Annotated in this window: 8 protein-coding genes and 5 pseudogenes; 3 read left to right on the top strand and 10 right to left on the bottom strand. The window is 65.6% G+C overall.

Annotation, left to right across the window (positions count from 1 at the left end; translation table 11 throughout):
• Positions 1-14 precede the first annotated feature (14 nt).
• From treY to NHF48_RS21975, 6 genes and pseudogenes are all read right to left on the bottom strand, one after another.
• On the bottom strand, positions 15-2714 hold the full coding sequence (treY, locus tag NHF48_RS22000; RefSeq protein WP_253072298.1) for a malto-oligosyltrehalose synthase: 2700 nt from the start codon (positions 2712-2714) through the stop codon (positions 15-17).
• Positions 2711-4427: pseudogene (malQ, locus tag NHF48_RS21995) on the bottom strand (4-alpha-glucanotransferase). The gene treY and the pseudogene malQ overlap by 4 nt, the downstream one beginning before the upstream one ends.
• A 257-nt stretch (positions 4428-4684) precedes the next feature.
• Positions 4685-4825, bottom strand: a complete 141-nt coding sequence (locus NHF48_RS21990; protein WP_253072297.1) for a hypothetical protein — start codon at positions 4823-4825, stop codon at positions 4685-4687.
• Positions 4826-5643: 818 nt separating this feature from the next.
• On the bottom strand, positions 5644-6393 hold the full coding sequence (locus tag NHF48_RS21985) for an alpha-amylase family glycosyl hydrolase (RefSeq protein WP_253072296.1): 750 nt from the start codon (positions 6391-6393) through the stop codon (positions 5644-5646).
• Complete coding sequence (locus tag NHF48_RS21980) at positions 6390-8078, bottom strand: glycogen debranching protein (RefSeq protein WP_253072516.1); 1689 nt, start codon at positions 8076-8078, stop codon at positions 6390-6392. The genes NHF48_RS21985 and NHF48_RS21980 overlap by 4 nt, the downstream gene beginning before the upstream one ends.
• Complete coding sequence (locus NHF48_RS21975) at positions 7990-8493, bottom strand: hypothetical protein (protein WP_253072295.1); 504 nt, start codon at positions 8491-8493, stop codon at positions 7990-7992. Before NHF48_RS21975 ends, NHF48_RS21980 begins: the two co-directional genes overlap by 89 nt.
• Before the next feature lie 182 nt (positions 8494-8675).
• Between NHF48_RS21975 and NHF48_RS21970 the strand changes: the two are divergent.
• Positions 8676-9772, top strand: a pseudogene (locus tag NHF48_RS21970) (NADH:flavin oxidoreductase/NADH oxidase); the annotation flags it as partial.
• 171 nt (positions 9773-9943) lie between these two features.
• On the opposite strand, the gene NHF48_RS21965 reads toward NHF48_RS21970, so the two are convergent.
• The 4 genes and pseudogenes from NHF48_RS21965 to NHF48_RS21950 form a co-directional block, all read right to left on the bottom strand.
• Positions 9944-10747: an SDR family NAD(P)-dependent oxidoreductase gene (locus tag NHF48_RS21965; protein ID WP_253072294.1), complete on the bottom strand. Its 804-nt coding sequence runs from the start codon at positions 10745-10747 to the stop codon at positions 9944-9946.
• A 28-nt stretch (positions 10748-10775) separates the two neighbouring features.
• Complete coding sequence (locus tag NHF48_RS21960) at positions 10776-11810, bottom strand: glycoside hydrolase family 15 protein (RefSeq protein WP_253072293.1); 1035 nt, start codon at positions 11808-11810, stop codon at positions 10776-10778.
• Between the two features lie 451 nt (positions 11811-12261).
• Positions 12262-12600, bottom strand: a pseudogene (locus NHF48_RS26265) (trehalase-like domain-containing protein); the annotation flags it as partial.
• Entirely contained in the window at positions 12593-13384 is a 792-nt protein-coding gene (locus NHF48_RS21950) for a glucose 1-dehydrogenase (RefSeq protein ID WP_253072291.1), read from the bottom strand. The pseudogene NHF48_RS26265 and the gene NHF48_RS21950, both read right to left, overlap by 8 nt.
• 171 nt (positions 13385-13555) lie before the next feature.
• Here NHF48_RS21950 and NHF48_RS21945 point away from each other — a divergent pair.
• Together NHF48_RS21945 and NHF48_RS26260 are read left to right on the top strand one after the other, a co-directional pair.
• Positions 13556-15704: pseudogene (locus tag NHF48_RS21945) on the top strand (catalase).
• Between the two features lie 47 nt (positions 15705-15751).
• Positions 15752-16120 (top strand): annotated as a pseudogene (locus NHF48_RS26260) (glycosyltransferase); the annotation flags it as partial.
• Between the last annotated feature and the right edge of the window lie 350 nt (positions 16121-16470).

The raw sequence follows: 16470 nt of genomic DNA, 5'->3' as shown, positions 1-16470 counted from the left end.
CGGCCGGTACGCGATCACTTGCCGATCAGGACATCGCTCGCCTTGATCAGGACGGTCACGGTATCGCCGGTCGCAAGTGCGAGGTCGCCGATCGCTTCTTCGGTGATGTTGGCGGTGACGACGTTGCCGCCGCCGATGTCGACCTTGATCGCACCGTTGACCGCACCCGGCGTGATCGAGACGATGGTGCCGGAAATCTGGTTGCGTGCGCTGATCTTCATCGTTCTGTTCCTTCTGAAATCGTTTCCCGGCCCCGTCTTGGTCACGCTGCCAGCGCTGGATCCGATGGCATGAGATCGACGCGCACGCCATCCTCGCCGAGCAGGTCGAGGGATCCGCTCGCCAGACGACAACGCGGTATCGCCCCACCATTCGGCCGCCCTTATCCCGCCGATATACCGCTTCGCACACCGCAACGCGATGATGCAGCGAAGCGTCGCGCCCTCATGCTCGCGCTGAAAAGCCATGACATGGTCGCGGCGCGGCCCGATGATGGCGATCGGCGTATAGCTACCGTTCGAAAACAACGCGGGATGCGTCCGTCGAAGGTCCAGCAGATGCTTGATCGACCGCATCTTGGGCGCATCGCCGGCCCGCAGTATATCGCGCAGAACGGCATAATCGACCGGCCGCCGGTTATCCGGATCGACCAGGCTCAAATCGGCAATCTCCGTACCCTGATACAGATCCGGCACGCCCGGCACGGTATAGCGCAACGCAACCTGCGCCAGGCTGTTCTGCTCCGCGGCAGCCGCGATCCGATCGACGAATGCCGTGATATCTTCGAGCCAGTCCGCGCACCGCTCGGGATCGAGAAGCGCCCGCGCCAGATCGTGACAGCGGGTCTCGTACGCCGCGTCCGGCGCCTCCCAGGACGACCGGAGCTTGGCTTCGCGCAACGCCTTTTCCTGCCACGCGACGATCCGCTTGGCATACTCCGAAAGAGCGTCGGCGTCCGACGCGCGAAGGTTCGTCGGCCACGCGCCGAACAGGGTCTGGAGCAGCATATAGGTGTCGGCGGGATCGACGCCTTCTGCATGAGGGGCAGCGAGTTCGAGCCAATGCTCGACCCGTGCCCGCCAGAGATCGGGTATCTCGCTCAGCACCGCGAGCCGCGCGCGGATGTCCTCGCCGCGCTTGTGGTCATGCGTTGCGGTAGCGAGCATCGCGGACGGCCAGTCACGCGCCCGCTCGATCATCGCAGCATGGAACGCGTCGATATCGAGCGACATCCGTGACGCGTCGAAGCCGACGTCGTTGCGTGAAAGCAGGCGGCCATAGCGATAGAACGCTGTGTCCTCGACCGCCTTGGCGGCGATCGGTGCGGAGAGTTGCTGGAATTTGCGAACCGCCTCGGCGGCGAGTGCGACGTCGCCTGGCCCCTCGCCTGCCAACCAACCCAGGACTCGGTCGACGACCGCGCCTTCGCCTGGCGGGACGAACTCGGCAACCCGCTGGCGGACGGTATCACGGATCTTGGCGTCTGCGAGGGGCGCCGCTTCGCCCGTTCCATAGGTCCGATACACCGGGAAGACCCAGAGCAGCCGCTCGATCGCGCGGTGGAGCATGCCCCTCGTCAGTCCATCGCAGTCGGGTGTCGAGCGGGCCAGCGCCACGAACGCCTCTACGCAGCGGCGGTGCTGCGCATCGAACTGCCATGCGAGCAGTTCCTGTCGCGCGCGCAGTTCCTCAGGCGCGAAGTCGGCGGAGCGACCGCTTGTCTTTGCCCAGAGCTCGGCGAGCGGTTCAGCGCCGGCGGGGGCGTGGAGCAAAGCCGTGACCTGCTCCATGAAATCGTACCCACTGGTACCGTCGACGCCCCAGTCGGTGCTGAGCGGTTCGCCATCGGCAAGGATCTTCTCGATGACGATGTAGGCAGGCCCAGCCGGCGCAGCGGCGGGACGTTCGATCGCGTCGAGGCGCGCCCGGAGTTGCTGGCAATAGCCGGCCGGGTCCGTCAGGCCATCGACATGATCGACGCGGACGCCGTCGATAAGGCCCTCGGCGTAGAGGCGGAAATAGAGCGCGTGCGTGGCCTCGAACACAATGGGGTCCTCGGTGCGAAGACCGGCGAGGTCGTTGATCGTGAAGAACCGCCGCCAGTTAAGTTCGTCGTTCGCGACGCGCCACGACGCGAGACGGTAATGCTGGCGGTCGATGAGCGCAGCGATGTCGTCCGTCGTTGCGGTCGCCTGGTCCTCGTCGCGGATCGGCACGCGGTGTTCGCCGTATGCTTCGAGGACGTAGCGGCCGCCGACCTGCTCGACCTCCAGCGCGCCGTTGGCCAGTGTTTCGGCGAGCGGATCGCCGAGGATCGGGAGGACGAGCTTCTCGCGCCAGTCGATGTCGAAGTAGCGCGCGAATTCGCTGGCTTCACCATGCGTTAGGACATCATTCCACCACGCGTTCTCACCACCGGCGACGCCCATGTGGTTCGGGACGATGTCGATGATGACGCCCATGTCTCGCGCACGGAGGGCTACAACCAGGCTGCGGAAGGCGTCCTCGCCGCCGAGTTCGGGATTGATCCGGGTCGGATCGACCACGTCGTAGCCGTGCGTGGACCCGCTTCGCGCCGTGGTGATCGGCGAGGCGTAGAGGTGGCTGATCCTGAGGTCGTCGAGATACGGGACCAGCGCTTCGGCATCGGCGAAGGTGAAGTCCTTGTGGAACTGGATGCGGTAGGTTGCGCGCGGCGTAGCGGGGGCGGTCATGCGGGTCTCGTGGCGTTAAGCGTGTCGATGCGGGCGGCGACCTCGGGGCGGGTGAGCAGCGCCTCGGTCGTGTCGGGCATGCGGCGGCGCCAGTTGGGATGTTCGTCGATCGTGCCGGGGAGGTTGGGTTGCTCGACCAGTCCGGCGAGGTCCTCGATCGGGATGATGGCGAGCGCGCAAGGCGTGCTGGCGACGTGCGCGATCGCTGCGTCGACGACCGGATCTGTGTCTTCGGCGGTTGGCTGTTCGGTACCAGTGTCGAACGCGGACCAGAGCGCCGCGCGGTCTTCGGCGCGGGAAGCGAGGTCTGCGGATTTGTCGGCCGCTTCGGATTTGCGTCCAAGGTCCCATGTCCAGTCGATATCGCGGCCGCTCCACCAGCCTGCGATCGTCGCGAGGTCGTGCGTACCGGTCATCGCCACCGCGTCGGGTGACCATTTGGCGGGCGGGACGAAGCCGCCCGCATCGCGCTCGAACCAGAGGACGCGCATACCGAGCATGGCGCGCGCGTCCATCGCCTCGCGGAACCCCTCGGGGACGGTACCGAGGTCTTCACCGATGACGATTGCCTTGGCACGCTGCGATTCCATCGCGACGATCCGCATCAGGTCGTCGAACGGCATATCGAGATACGCGCCCTCTGCGGCCGACGCACCTTCGGGGACGACCCAGAGGCGACGGAGGCCGAACGCGTGGTCGATGCGAATGCCACCGGCGTGTGCGAGCGCTGCGCGGAAGGTTGCGATGAAGGGAGCGAAGGCAGTATCGCGCAGCGCTTGCGGATCGAATCCTGTGATGCCCCAGCTTTGCCCGTCGGGACCGAGAGGATCGGGCGGCGCGCCGATCGAGAGGCCAGTGAGCAGGTCGCTGCGTCGGCTCCAGCCGTGGCTGCCGCCGGGGTCCATGCCGACGGCGAGATCTGCGATGAGGCCGATCGCCATGCCGGCCTTCCTGGCAGCGGTCTGCGCGGCGTCGAGGTCGCGGCGGGCCAGCCATTGGAGGAAGATGTAGAACGTGACGTCGTTCGCATGCTGCGCGACGAAGCGGCGGACGGCGGGGCTGGCGGGATCGTGATACTCGGCCGGCCATTGCTGCCAGCCGCGTGCACCGGTGACCGCGAAGAAGTGCGCGTGGAGGGCGTCGAACTCGGCATGGCGTTCGAGGTCGTCGCCGCCTTGCCGCCTGAACGCTGTCAGGGTTTCTTTTAATCTGTGGAAGCACTTGGTCGAAGCTCTTGCGTAGTCGAGCGAGCTTTCCGGGGATCGCGGCGTGCCAGTCGATCAGTTCGGGGAGGTCGCGGGTGTCGGACATTGCACCGAATGCGGCCGGGTCGCCGTAGAGGCCGTTCAGGAATTGCCGGCTAGAGGGTGCGTAGGGGCTGTATCGGCTGGCGTCGGCGGGGAACAATGCGTGCGTCGGGCTGATCGCGAGGGCATCCGCGCCGCACTGGCCGAAGGCTCGGGCGACATCGGCTAGCGAAACGAAGTCGCCGAACGCCTTCGGCACGTCGGTGCGGAGGCTCGGGATCTGGACGGCGGGCGCCCAGATTTTGCGGTCCGGTAGCGCGTCGGCGATCGTGTAGCAGCGGCGTGGCGCTACGAGAATGTCGATGACTTCGCCATTGATTTCAAACTTGTGGTAGCCGCTTTTGCTTATCGGACTCAACTCGCCGTTATCGACCGTGACGGAGCGCGTCGTACCGTCTTCGAACATAAGTTCGGCTCTGCCTGATACCTTCGATGTCAGGCGGATCGGGTCTCCCACATCGACGGACAGGAAACGGACACGCTGCGTGTGTCGGTCTTTGATCGCGGCGAAGCTTTCGGCGATCTGCTTTTCGCTTCCGGACGGATGGCCGAGACGATCCAGGATCGCCTGCAGCGCATCGTCGGCGACGGTCTGGCGACGACCCGCTGCGTCCTGCCATTCGGGTTGCAGGCCGGCGGCGACAGCGAGTTCTCGGAGTCTGCTCATCGATCCAGCCAGACCGCCACGCTGGCAGCCTCACCGGGTTCGCCCTCGGCGAAGATCGGCGAAACCTCTAGTGGAGGAAAATCAACGATATCGTCGCCAAGGTTGAGCGCAATTGTCAGGATTGCGCCGTCACCCATTTTCCAGCTCGCAACGACCGCCCCCCTCGCCGATCGCCTCGGCGCCGATTGCGATCGTATCGCGCAGGCGGGGGATGATCTGCTCGTGACGGATTTTGAGCAGGGTGCGGTACAGGTCTTGCCACTCGGCCGCATCGGCGCCGGGCCGTGCTCGCGATTGGAGGAAGGTTTCGTGCGCGTTCGGGTCGGGGATTGCCTCGCGTGCTTCGGGATCGGCGAAGGCGGCGAACTTGGCGAACTCCTTGCGTCGGCCTTCGCGCACCGCGTCGGCTAGATCGTCATGGAAGTCGGTGAAGAACAGGAACGGGCTTTCGCTCCCGTGCTCGTCGCCGATGAAGAGCAGCGGGATCTGCGGGCCGAGCAGGAGCAACGCGGTGGCGGCGCGGAGCTTCCGGCGGTCGGCGAGCAGCGTCAGGCGTTCGCCCATCGCGCGGTTGCCGATCTGGTCGTGGTTCTGGAGGAACGCGACGAACGCGGTCGGCGACAGGTGCGCGCTGGGCTTGCCGCGCGGCTTGCCGTCGTGGTTGGGGGAACCCTCCCCCTGGTAGATGAAGCCTTCGCCGAGGCAGCGCGCGAGGCGCTCGGCAGGGCGGTCGGCAAAGTCGGCGTAATAGGCGCTCGTCTCGCCGGTGAGCAGGACGTGGAGGACGTTGTGGAAGTCGTCGTTCCATTGCGCGTCGAACGCGGCGGGATGGAGGCGATCGGCGTCGTTGCCTTCGTTCTCGAGGACGAGGTGGACGTGGCGGCCGGCGGTGTTTGCGCGCAGTTCGGCGGCCATCGCGTCGAGGAAGGCGTCGTTCTCGATCGCATGAACCGCATCAAAGCGGAGACCGTCGAACTTGTACTCGTTCAGCCACATCAACGCGTTGTCGACGAAATAGCGGTGGACCGGCTCCTGGTCGACCGCGACCGCGCCGCCCCAGGGGGTGTCGACTTCGGGGTGGAAGAAGCCCCTTCGCATAGGCGCCGAGGTAGTTTCCGTCGGGGCCGAAGTGATTGTAGACCACGTCGAGGACCACGGCGAGGCCGAGTTCGTGGGCGCGGTCGACCAACGTTTTCAGTTCGTCGGGGGTGCCATAGCTTTCGGCGGGGGCGTAGGGGAGCACGCCGTCATAGCCCCAGTTGCGCGTGCCGCCGAACGCGTTGACGGGCATGAGTTCGATTGCGGTGATGCCGAGCGCGGCGATTGCCGGAAGGTGGTCCGCGACGCCTGCGAAGCCGCCGAGCGTGCCGACATGGACCTCCTGGATGACCATCTCTTCCCACGGCCGGCCGCGCCAGTCCGGGGTGCGCCACGCGTAGGCGTCGGGATCGACGACCACGCTCCACCCGTGGACGCCGCCATGTTGTGCCCGTGCAGCGGAGTCTGGGACGGTCAGGTCGTCCGCGAGCCGGAACCGATACCGAGCACCGTCGCCGACCGGTGCTTTCGCGCTGAACCAGCCTTCTTGTTCGGGCGTCATCGGGACCGCGTCGCCGTCGGCGATCTCGAGCGTCACCGTATCGCGATCAGGGGCCCAGAGGCGGAAGGTTGTCCCTTCGTCGGCGAGCGTCGGTCCCCAGGTCATGCCGCAGCGATCGTCCAGGAGAGTAGTGCCGCGCCCTGTTGGGGCAGTTCGTAGCTGTCCTTGATTAAAGTCGCACCCTGCTCCGGCTTGCTGCTGTCGATCAGCACCGTTCGTTCGACTTCTGCCGGCGGCGGCATGTGGAAGGTCAGAGGGCCTTCCGAGGCGTTGAGCAGGAGCGAAACCACCTGCACCTCGCCCGACTCCCGCTCGCACGCGCGGCGCATTACCAGCGCACGGCCGTTGGTATTTTCCCAGTCCTCAGACGTGAGCTGCAAGCCACGCTCGTCCCACCATTCGATGTCCTTCAGCCCCTCGGCCGGCGTGTCCTCGCCGTAGAGGAAGTTGCCGGCGCGGAGCATCGGGTAGTCGCGGCGAAGGGCGATCAGGCGCGCGGTGAAGTCGATCAGCGCGTTGCCCTCCGGCGACTTCGCCTTGTTCCAGTCGAGCCAGCTGATCTCGTTGTCCTGGCAGTACGCGTTGTTGTTGCCGTTCTGCGTGCGGCCGAGCTCGTCGCCCGCGACCAGCATCGGCGTGCCGAGCGAGGCGAACAGCGTGGTCAGCATCGAGCGCATCACGCGCGACCGGGTCTCCAGGATCGCCGGGTCTTCGGTCGGGCCTTCGACACCCCAGTTGCGCGAGCAGTTGTTCGAGTGGCCGTCGTTATTGTCCTCGCCGTTCGCCTCGTTGTGGCGCTCCTCGTAGGCGACGGTGTCAGCGAGCGTGTAGCCGTCGTGCGCGCCGAGTAAGTTTACGCTCGCCCAGGGACGGCGTGCGCGGCGGTCGAACAGGTCGGCCGAGCCGGTCAGGCGCGCGGCAAGATCGGCGCGCTGCGCATGATCGCCGCGCCAGAATTTCCGCACGGTGTCGCGGTATTTGTCGTTCCACTCGGCGAAACCGGGGGGAAGTTGCCGAGCTGATAGCCACCGGGGCCGATGTCCCACGGCTCGGTGATGAGCTTCAGCCTGCCGAGCACGGGGTCCTGGCGGAGCACGTCGAAGAACCCTGCGCCGGGATCGAAGCCGGTGTCCGTCCGGCCCAGTGTCAAGCCGAGATCGAAGCGGAAGCCGTCGATGCCGAAGCTGGTCGCCCAGTAGCGGAGCGAGTCCGCGACCATCTGGATTACGCGGGCCTTTGTGAGGTTCAGCGTGTTGCCGGTGCCGGTGTCGTTGATCGAGTAGCGGGGGGTCGTCCTTGACCAAGCGGTAATAGCTGGCGTTGTCGAGACCGCGCCAGGACAGCGTCGGACCTTGTTCGGAGCCTTCGCAGGTGTGGTTGTAGACGACGTCGAGGATGACCTCGATCCCGGCCGCATGGAGGCGGCGGATCGAGCGGCGGAGTTCGTCATGGCTGTCGGTCGCGAAGAACGAGCGCTCGGGCGTGAAGAAATTGAGGGTGTTGTAGCCCCAGTAATTACGCAGGCCCTTTTCCTGGAGAAAGCGGTCCTGGATGTAGGTGTGGATCGGCAGCAGCTCGATCGCGGTGACCCCGAGGCGCTTCAGGTGATCGATGACCTTGGGATTGCCAAGCGCCGCGAAGGTGCCGCGCTCGGAGGGCTGGACCTCCTCGAACAGCTTGGTCAGGCCCTTCGTGTGCGCCTCATAGATGACCGTCTCGGACCACGGCGTATTCGGGCGCACGTCGCGCGACCAGTCGAAATGGCTGTCGGTCACGACGCCCTTGGGCATCGTCAGCGCGCTGTCGCGCTTGTCGAAGCTCAGGTCCGCGCGCGGCGACTTGACCTGGTAGCCGTACATCGCGTCGGTCCAGCGGAGTTCGCCGATCATCTGCTTGGCGTACGGATCGAGCAAGAGCTTGTTCGGGTTGAAGCGGTGACCTTCCTCGGGGGGCGTAGCGGCCGTGGGCGCGGTAGCCGTAGACGAGGCCGGGCTGCGCGTCGGGGAGGTAGCCGTGCCAGACTTCGTCGGTCCATTCAGGGAGCGGATAGCGCTTCAGCTCGCGGCGGCCGGTCTCGTCATAGACGCAGAGTTCGATCTTCTCGGCATTGGCGGAATAGACCGCGAAGTTGACGCCGAGGCCGTCGAAGGTCGCGCCGAGGGGATAGGCCGAGCCGGCGTCGAGCGTGTCGGGCAGTAGATGCAATGCGAGGACCCTTTTCGTGTCATAATCGTCGCTGCGGGCGCGGCTTTATCGCGGTGCAGCATTCCTTGCCGTGAAACCCGCCCGCCCGTTCCTATGTTCCGCAAGCAGCAGCGAGTTTTCGCCGCACCTTCTCACAGATCAAGGGACATGCGCATGCCTTCCACCATCCGATCGATCGCCGCATGAGCGGGCCGAAACTGTTCGAGCCGCTCACGGTCGGCAACCTCACGCTCGCGAACCGGATCGTGATCGCGCCGATGTGCCAATATTCGGCGACCAACGGCTGCATGAACGACTGGCACCAGATCCATCTGGGGCAGCTCGCGCTGTCGGGAGCGGCGCTGCTGACGATCGAGGCGAGTGCGGTGCTGCCCGAGGGGCGGATCACGTATGGCGACGTCGGGCTGTACGACGACGCGACCGAGGCGGCGATGGCGGGGGGTGATCAAGAGCGTGCGGCGCTGGTCGGACATGCCAATCGCGATCCAGTTGTCGCATGCCGGGCGGAAGGCGTCGTGCGAGGTGCCGTGGAAGGGTGGGCTGCAGATCGCACCGGGCGAGCCGAACGGGTGGCAGACCGACGGGCCTTCAACGGTGCCGTTCCTGCCGGAGGAGAATGCTCCGGTCGCGCTCGACCGCGACGGGCTAACGCGCGTCCGCGATGCGTTCGTGGCCGCGACGGTGCGCGCGGCGCGGCTCGGGATCGACGCGGTGCAGTTGCATGCGGCGCATGGGTATCTGCTGCATGAGTTCTTGTCGCCGCTGTCGAACCGGCGCGAGGATGAGTATGGCGGCAGTCTGGAGAACCGGATGCGCTTCCCGCTCGAAGTGTTCGATGCCGTCCGCGCTGCGTTTCCGGCGGAGCGCGCGGTGACCATGCGCGTGTCGGGGACCGACTGGGCCGAGGGCGGTTGGGATTCGGATCAGACGGTGGCGTTCGCGAAGGCTCTGGAGGCGCGCGGTTGCAGTGCGATCCACGTGTCGAGCGGTGGGATCACACCCGCGCAACAGATCCCGGTCGGGCCGAGCTATCAGGTGCCGCTCGCGCGCGCGGTGAAGCAGGCGGTGTCGATCCCGGTCGTCGCGGTCGGGCTGATTACCGATTTCGAACAGGCGGAGGCGATTATCGGGACGGGTGATGCGGACATGATCGCGCTGGCTCGGACGATACTGTACGATCCGCGCTGGCCTTGGCATGCGGCGGCGCATCTTGGGGGGCAAGGTGAAGGCGCCGAAGCAGTATCTGCGGTCGCAGCCGCGGCAGTTCAAGGATTTGTTCGGGGGTAAGGCCCGCCTTTTCAATCCTTCCCCGCCAGGAGGAGGTGGCGCGGAGCGACGGAGGGGGAGGACACGGAACAGAGGTTTCGCCTGCCTCCCCCTCCGTCAGGCTGCGCCTGCCACCCCCCTGGCGGGGGGATTTCTTAGTTACGCTCCAGCGATGCCTGAGCGTTCACCCCGCGACGGTCATCACCGAACCCGAATCCACGCGGATATCCGCGCCGTTGATGAAGCTCGCCCGCTCCGAGCACAGGAACACGATCGCCGACGCGACCTCTTCCGCCGTCCCGCGACGCTTGAGCGTCATTCCCGGCCGCTCCTCCTCGAGAAACGTCTCGATCGCCTCGTCGAAGCTGGTGCCCTTCTCATCGGCACGCTTCTGCATCATCTTGTCGGTCATCGGCGTCGCGATGAACGCGGGCGACACGGTGTTCACCAGCACGTTGTCGCAGCCGTAAGCCTTCGACAGCCCCTTCGACAGGCTGGAGATTCCCGCCTTCGACGTGCAATAGGCGAGTTCGTCGACATAGGGCTGCACCGCATCCTCCGAGCTCATCAGCACGATGCGGCCCCATTTGGCGGCGCGCATCGCCGGGATCGCCTCGCGGCAGACGCGGACAGCGCCCATCAAGTTGATGTCGAGCGTTGACTGCCAGCCGGCATCGTCGACGTCGAGGAAGTCGCCGGTCGCTCCAGTCACGCCCGCGCAGTTGACCAGGATGTCCGGATCGCCGAGCTGCTCGCGGACCTTGGCGAACAGCGCCTTCACGTCGTCGAGCTTGGTCAGGTCCGCCTCGACCGCGATCACTTCGCCGTGCGCCTTTAGGTCTTCGACACTCGCCTCTAGGTCGCCGCCGGGTTGGTCGGTGATTGCGACGCGGACGCCTTCCTGGAGCAGCATCCGGGCGGTTTCCTTGCCCATGCCGCTGTCCGCGCCGGTGATGAGTGCGATCTTGCCCGTGATATCGAGGTTCATGCTGTCGTCCTTACGTCAGTAAAAAAGGTCATGCCCATTCGCGCGGACCGTCACTGTCGAGCGCGCGGTCGAGGTAGAAGGCCGCGCTGATCAGCGCCAAGTGGCTGAAGCCTTGCGGGAAATTGCCGAGGAAGCTGCCGTCCTGCGCGATCTCCTCGGCGAACAGGCCGAGATGGTTGCCGTGCGCGAGCAGTTTTTCGAAGTTCAGCCGCGCCTCGTCGAGCCGCCCTGCCCGCGCGAGACATTCAACGTACCAGAACGAGCAGGCGACGAACGTCCCCTCCTGCCCCGGCAGGCCGTCGTCGATCCGGTAGCGATAGACCTGCCCGTCGTCGGACAGATCCTCGCCGATCGCCTCCAGCGTCGCGAGCCATTTGGGGTCGGTCGCGCCGACGAAGCGGACCAGCGGCATCATCAGCAACGCGCCGTCGACCGCCAGATCCTCCGGCGCATCGCCGATCGCGCGGACGAAGCGGCCGAGATCGTCGTTCCAGAAGTTCGCCCAGATATCGTCGTGGATCGCCGTCCGGGTTTCCGACCAGCGGACCAGCGGCGCAGGAAGCGAGCGTTTCTGCGCGAGCCGCACCGCGCGGTCGACCGCGACCCAGCTCATTAGGCGCGAATGAAGATAATGCTTCTTCGGCCCGCGGACCTCCCAGATGCCAGAGTCCGGCGTGTCCCATGTCTCGCAGACCTGATCGACGATCCGCCCGATCGCGACCCAGGAGTCGTGCGCGATCGGCTCGCCATATTTGCTGCCGAGATAGGTCGCGTCGAGCAGCGCGCCGTAGATGTCGTGCTGCGTCTGGTCCTTCGCCTCGTTGCCGACGACGATCGGGGTCGCGCCCTCGAACCCGGCGAGGTCGAGCTTGCGTTCGTCGGCGATCTCGCCGCCATCGAGCGCGTACATCACGCCGAGATGGCCCTTCGAACAGGCCTGCGCGCGGTCCATCGCCCAGTGGAGGAAGCCGACTGCCTCGCCCTGATAGCCGAGCCGGAGCAAGGCATACACGATGAAGGATGAGTCGCGGACCCACGTCGCGCGGTAATCCCAGTTTCGCACGCCACCATGCGCTTCGGGCAGGCCGAAAGTCGCGGCGGCGGCGATCGAGCCGTGCTTGCGCGAGGTGAGCAGTTTCCAGTGCCATCGCCGAGCGCTCGACGGTCTCGCGCCAGCGGCCGCGGTAGCGCGACTTGCGGCTCCAGGCGCGCCAATAGGCGATGTCCTTCTCGACTATCGCATCGAGCGCGTCGGTATCGAGCGAGACGTCGTCGGGGTTGCTGAGGATCAACGAGACGGAGTCGCCTTCCTTCAGGTGGATCTCAGCGGTCAGGTCGCAGCCTTCCGCGACCAGCGTCGCCGCACCGTGAACCGCGAGCGCCAGGCCGCTCTCATGGTCGAACCGGCCGCGCGATACGTCCGCCTCCGACGTCGTGACGGAGGCCGTGCGTCCCATCACGCCATAGTCGAACCGCGGCGCGCAGCGGACTCGAACCATAGCCGACCCGCGGGTGCAGGTCAGCCGGCGGACCAGCCGCGACGGCGCGTCGTCCTTGTCGTTGCCGACCGGCATCAGGTCGACCAGATCGATGCTCGCCGCGTTCGCCATCCAGCGGGTCAGCAGGATGTTGGTCTCGGGCAGATACATCTGGACGATGTTCGCGTCGGGCAGATCGGGCTCGACCGAGAAATGCCCGCCCTTGTCGCCGTCGAGCAACCGCGCGAAGACCGACGCACTGTCGAGGCACGGCCAACAGAGATAGTCGATCGTGCCCGCCGTATCGACCAGCGCGATCGTCTCCAGATTACCGATCGCGCCGTGATCCGCGATCGATATGCCATGCTTATCCATTATCGCGGAAGCCGGGATAAAGGCTCATGCCGCCGTCGATGGTGAGCGTAGATCCGACGATATAGTCCGCCGCGTCCGACACCAGGAACAGCGCGGCGCGGGCGACGTCCTCGGGGTCGCCGATCCGCCCGTAGGGGATCAGTTCGAGCAGCTTGTCCTGGTCGGCGGTCGCGTCCTCGTTGATCTCGGTCGCGATCGCGCCGGGGGCGATGCCGTTCACGCGAATGCGCTCGCCGGCGATTTCCTGCGCGAGCGTCCGCATCAGCATCCCGCTGCCGCCCTTCGACGCGGCGTAGTTGGCGTGGCCCGCCCAGGGGATGACCTCGTGCACCGAACTCATGAACAGGATCTTCCCGATCGACCGGCTGAACCCGCGGTCGCCCTGCTTGCGGAACCGGCGGACGGCTTCCCGCGAGACGAGGAACTGGCCGGTCAAATTGACGTCGATGACGCGCTTCCAGTCCTCCAGCGTCAGGTCGGCATAGGCCGCATCCTTCTGCATGCCCGCGTTGGCAAAGACGATGTCGACCCCGCCGAAGCGCTCGACCGTCTCGTCGAACAGCTTCAGCACCGCCGCCTCGTCCGACGTATCCGCCTCGCACGCGAACGCCTTGCCGCCGGCCTGCTCGATCGCTTCGACCACCTCGCGCGCCTTGTCCGCGCTGCTGTTGTAGTTGACCGCGACCTTCGCGCCGGCCTTGGCGAAGGCGATCGCGGAGGCGCGGCCGAGACCGGAGCTCGCGCCGGTAACGATCGCGGCCTGGCCTGTCAGGTCGATGTGCATGGCTGGTCTTTCGCTGGGGATTATCGCGGCTTAACGCGCGCCCTCCGGCATTTCTCCCTAGCGACGCCATGCCTCGGGCAATCTTGCTGATCTGGGTTAACTCGCGATTTTCGGTGCAACTCTTACGGCACGCCGCGCGCTGTGGGTCATGAGAAGCTACGAGGACGGCACATGACCAAGACCATCGCCAAGGATACCGGCACGCCACCGCAGGGCGCCAAGTTCGAGACGCAGATCGGCGAAGGCGGCGAACTGCACCAGATCGCCAGTGGCGACGGCGACGTGCTGACGACGCAGCAGGGCATCCCGGTATTCGACGACCAGAATTCGCTCAAGGTCGGCGATCGCGGGCCGACGCTGCTCGAGGATTTCCACTTCCGCGAAAAAAATCTTCCACTTCGATCACGAGCGTATCCCCGAGCGCGTCGTCCACGCACGCGGCTATGGCGCACACGGTACGTTCACGCTGACCGAGAGCCTGGAAGAGTTCACCAGCGCCGGCATCCTGACCGAAGTCGGCGAGCAGACGCCGATGTTCCTTCGTTTCTCGACGGTCGCGGGCAACAAGGGCTCGGCCGATTTGGCCCGCGACGTACGTGGCTTCGCGGTGAAGTTCTACACCAAGGAAGGCAATTGGGACGTCGTCGGGAACAACATCCCGGTGTTCTTCATCCAGGACGCGATCAAGTTCCCCGACCTGATCCACGCCGCCAAGCAGGAGCCAGACCGCGGCTTTCCGCAGGCGCAGACCGCGCATGACAATTTCTGGGACTTTATCAGCCTGACTCCGGAATCGATGCACATGGTCATGTGGATCATGTCCGACCGCACCATCCCGCGCGGCTTCCGCTTCGTCGAGGGTTTCGGCGTACACACGTTCCGCCTCGTCAATGCCGAGGGCAAGGGCACCTACGTCAAGTTCCACTTTAAGCCGAAGCTGGGCCTCCAGTCGGTCGCGTGGAACGAAGCGGTCAAGATTAACGGTGCCGACCCCGACTTCCATCGTCGCGACCTATGGGACTCGATCGACCAGGGCAATTTCCCCGAGTGGGACATGGGCGTCCAGTTGTTCGACGACGAGTTCGCCGACAATTTCGAGTTCGACGTGCTCGATGCGACCAAGGTCATTCCCGAGGAGCAGATCCCGGTCCGCATCATCGGCAGCTTCAAGCTCGATCGTCTGGTCGACAATTTCTTCGCCGAGACCGAGCAGGTCGCGTTCTGTACGCAGAACGTCGTGCCGGGGATCGGCTTCACCAACGATCCGCTGCTGCAGGGCCGTAACTTCTCGTATCTCGATACGCAGCTGAAGCGCCTCGGTAGCCCCAATTTCACGCATATCCCGATCAATGCGCCGAAGATCCCGGTGAACAATTACCAGCAGGACGGCCACATGGCGATGCATGCCCGCAAGGGTCGTGCGAACTATGAGCCGAACAGTTGGGCCGGCACGCCGCGCGAGAGCCCAACGAAGGGCTACAAGCACTTCCCGTCGCAGGAGACGGGACGCAAAGCGCAGGTGCGGTCTGCTACGTTTGCCGATCACTACAGCCAGGCGCGGCAGTTCTTCATCAGCCAGACCGCAATCGAGCAGAAGCATATCGGCGATGCGCTGACGTTCGAGCTGTCGAAGGTCGAGCGCGTCGACATCCGCGAATTGATGGTCGGGCATCTGCTCAACATCGACGAGAAGCTGGCGAAGACGGTTGCGACCGGTCTTGGCCTCAAGTCCATGCCGCCAAAGGTGAAGGCTGCGGTCGAGACGCGGACCGACCTGCCGGCTTCGGATGCGCTCAGCATTCTGAAGAACACCAGCGGCAGCTTTGAGGGTCGCAAGCTCGGCATCCTCGTCACCGACGGTGCTCCGGCAGCGATCGTGCAGGCATTGGTCGACGGGATCGTTGCGGCGAAGGCCACGTACGAGATCATCGCACCGAAGGTTGCCGGTGCGACGCTCGACGACGGGACGCTTGCGGAAGGCAAGCAGAAGATCGATGGCGCGCCGTCGGTGCTCTACGATGCCGTAGCGATCGTCGTGTCGGCGGACGGTGCGAAGAAGCTCGGCAAGGACAAGACCGCCAAGGACTTCGTCAGCGACGCGTTCGGGCATGCCAAGTTCATCGGCTTCAACGCCGACGCGAAGCCGTTCCTGGAGAAGGCCGGCATCGAGGACGAGGACATGGATGATGGCGTGATCGCGCTGGGCGGCAAGGGCGACGTCGACGCGTTCCTCAAGACGCTCGGCAAGCTCCGCATCTGGGAGCGCGAACTGAACGTCGACCTCGATGCGCCAGCGTTCGAAAACCCCGAGGCGGCTTGATCGCTTCGTTCAAACCCGGGTCGTCGCCATCGTACGTTCAGCGTGCGGTGGCGATCGCCATTCCGGTCAAGAACGAAGACCAGTATCTGCTCGGCTGCCTCGACGCGCTGGATCGTGCGGCGGGGCGCTACGGCGGCAAGGTCGTCATCGTCGCGATGGCGAACGACTGCACCGATGGCACGATCGATATCCTGACGAACTGGCGGCCGGCGCGTGCGACCCTCGCATGGTCGGCCGTTTCGCTTCTGCCAGGCGCGCGTCATGCCGGCTGGGCCCGGCGGCTAGCGCTCGACGCTGGTGCCGCTCTTCTCACGCAACATACCGATCTCCTGATGTCGACCGATGCGGACACGAACGTCTCCGCGGACTGGATCGTGCGGATCGTCGCGCATATCGACGCGGGTAACGACGCTGTTGCCGGCCGCGCGCTGACACTTCGGTCCGACCGTGCGAGCCTTGGCGCGGCGGCACGGCGGCGGCTCGATCAGCTCGGGCGCTACTATACCGCGCTTGATTATCTCCGCGCGCGTGCCGAGACCGAACCGCATGATCCCTGGCCACGCCATTTCTGCGAGGGCGGAGCGAGTATTGCGGTTACCCGTGCCATGTACCGCCGGATCGATGGCGCTCCTACCCCGCCGGTTGCCGAGGACCGCGCGCTGTTCGACCGCATCCGTGCGCATGGCGGACAGGTTCGCCACCCCCTCGACGTCCGTGTCTTCACGTCGTGCAGGGTTTCGGGACGAGCGCCCGGTGGCATGGCGGA

The sequence above is a fragment of the Sphingomonas sp. H160509 genome (assembly GCF_024124765.2).
Taxonomy (GTDB): Bacteria; Pseudomonadota; Alphaproteobacteria; order Sphingomonadales; family Sphingomonadaceae; genus Sphingomonas.
The sequence above is the reverse complement of the archived record's forward strand: the minus strand, read 5'-3'. Positions and strand labels throughout refer to the sequence as shown.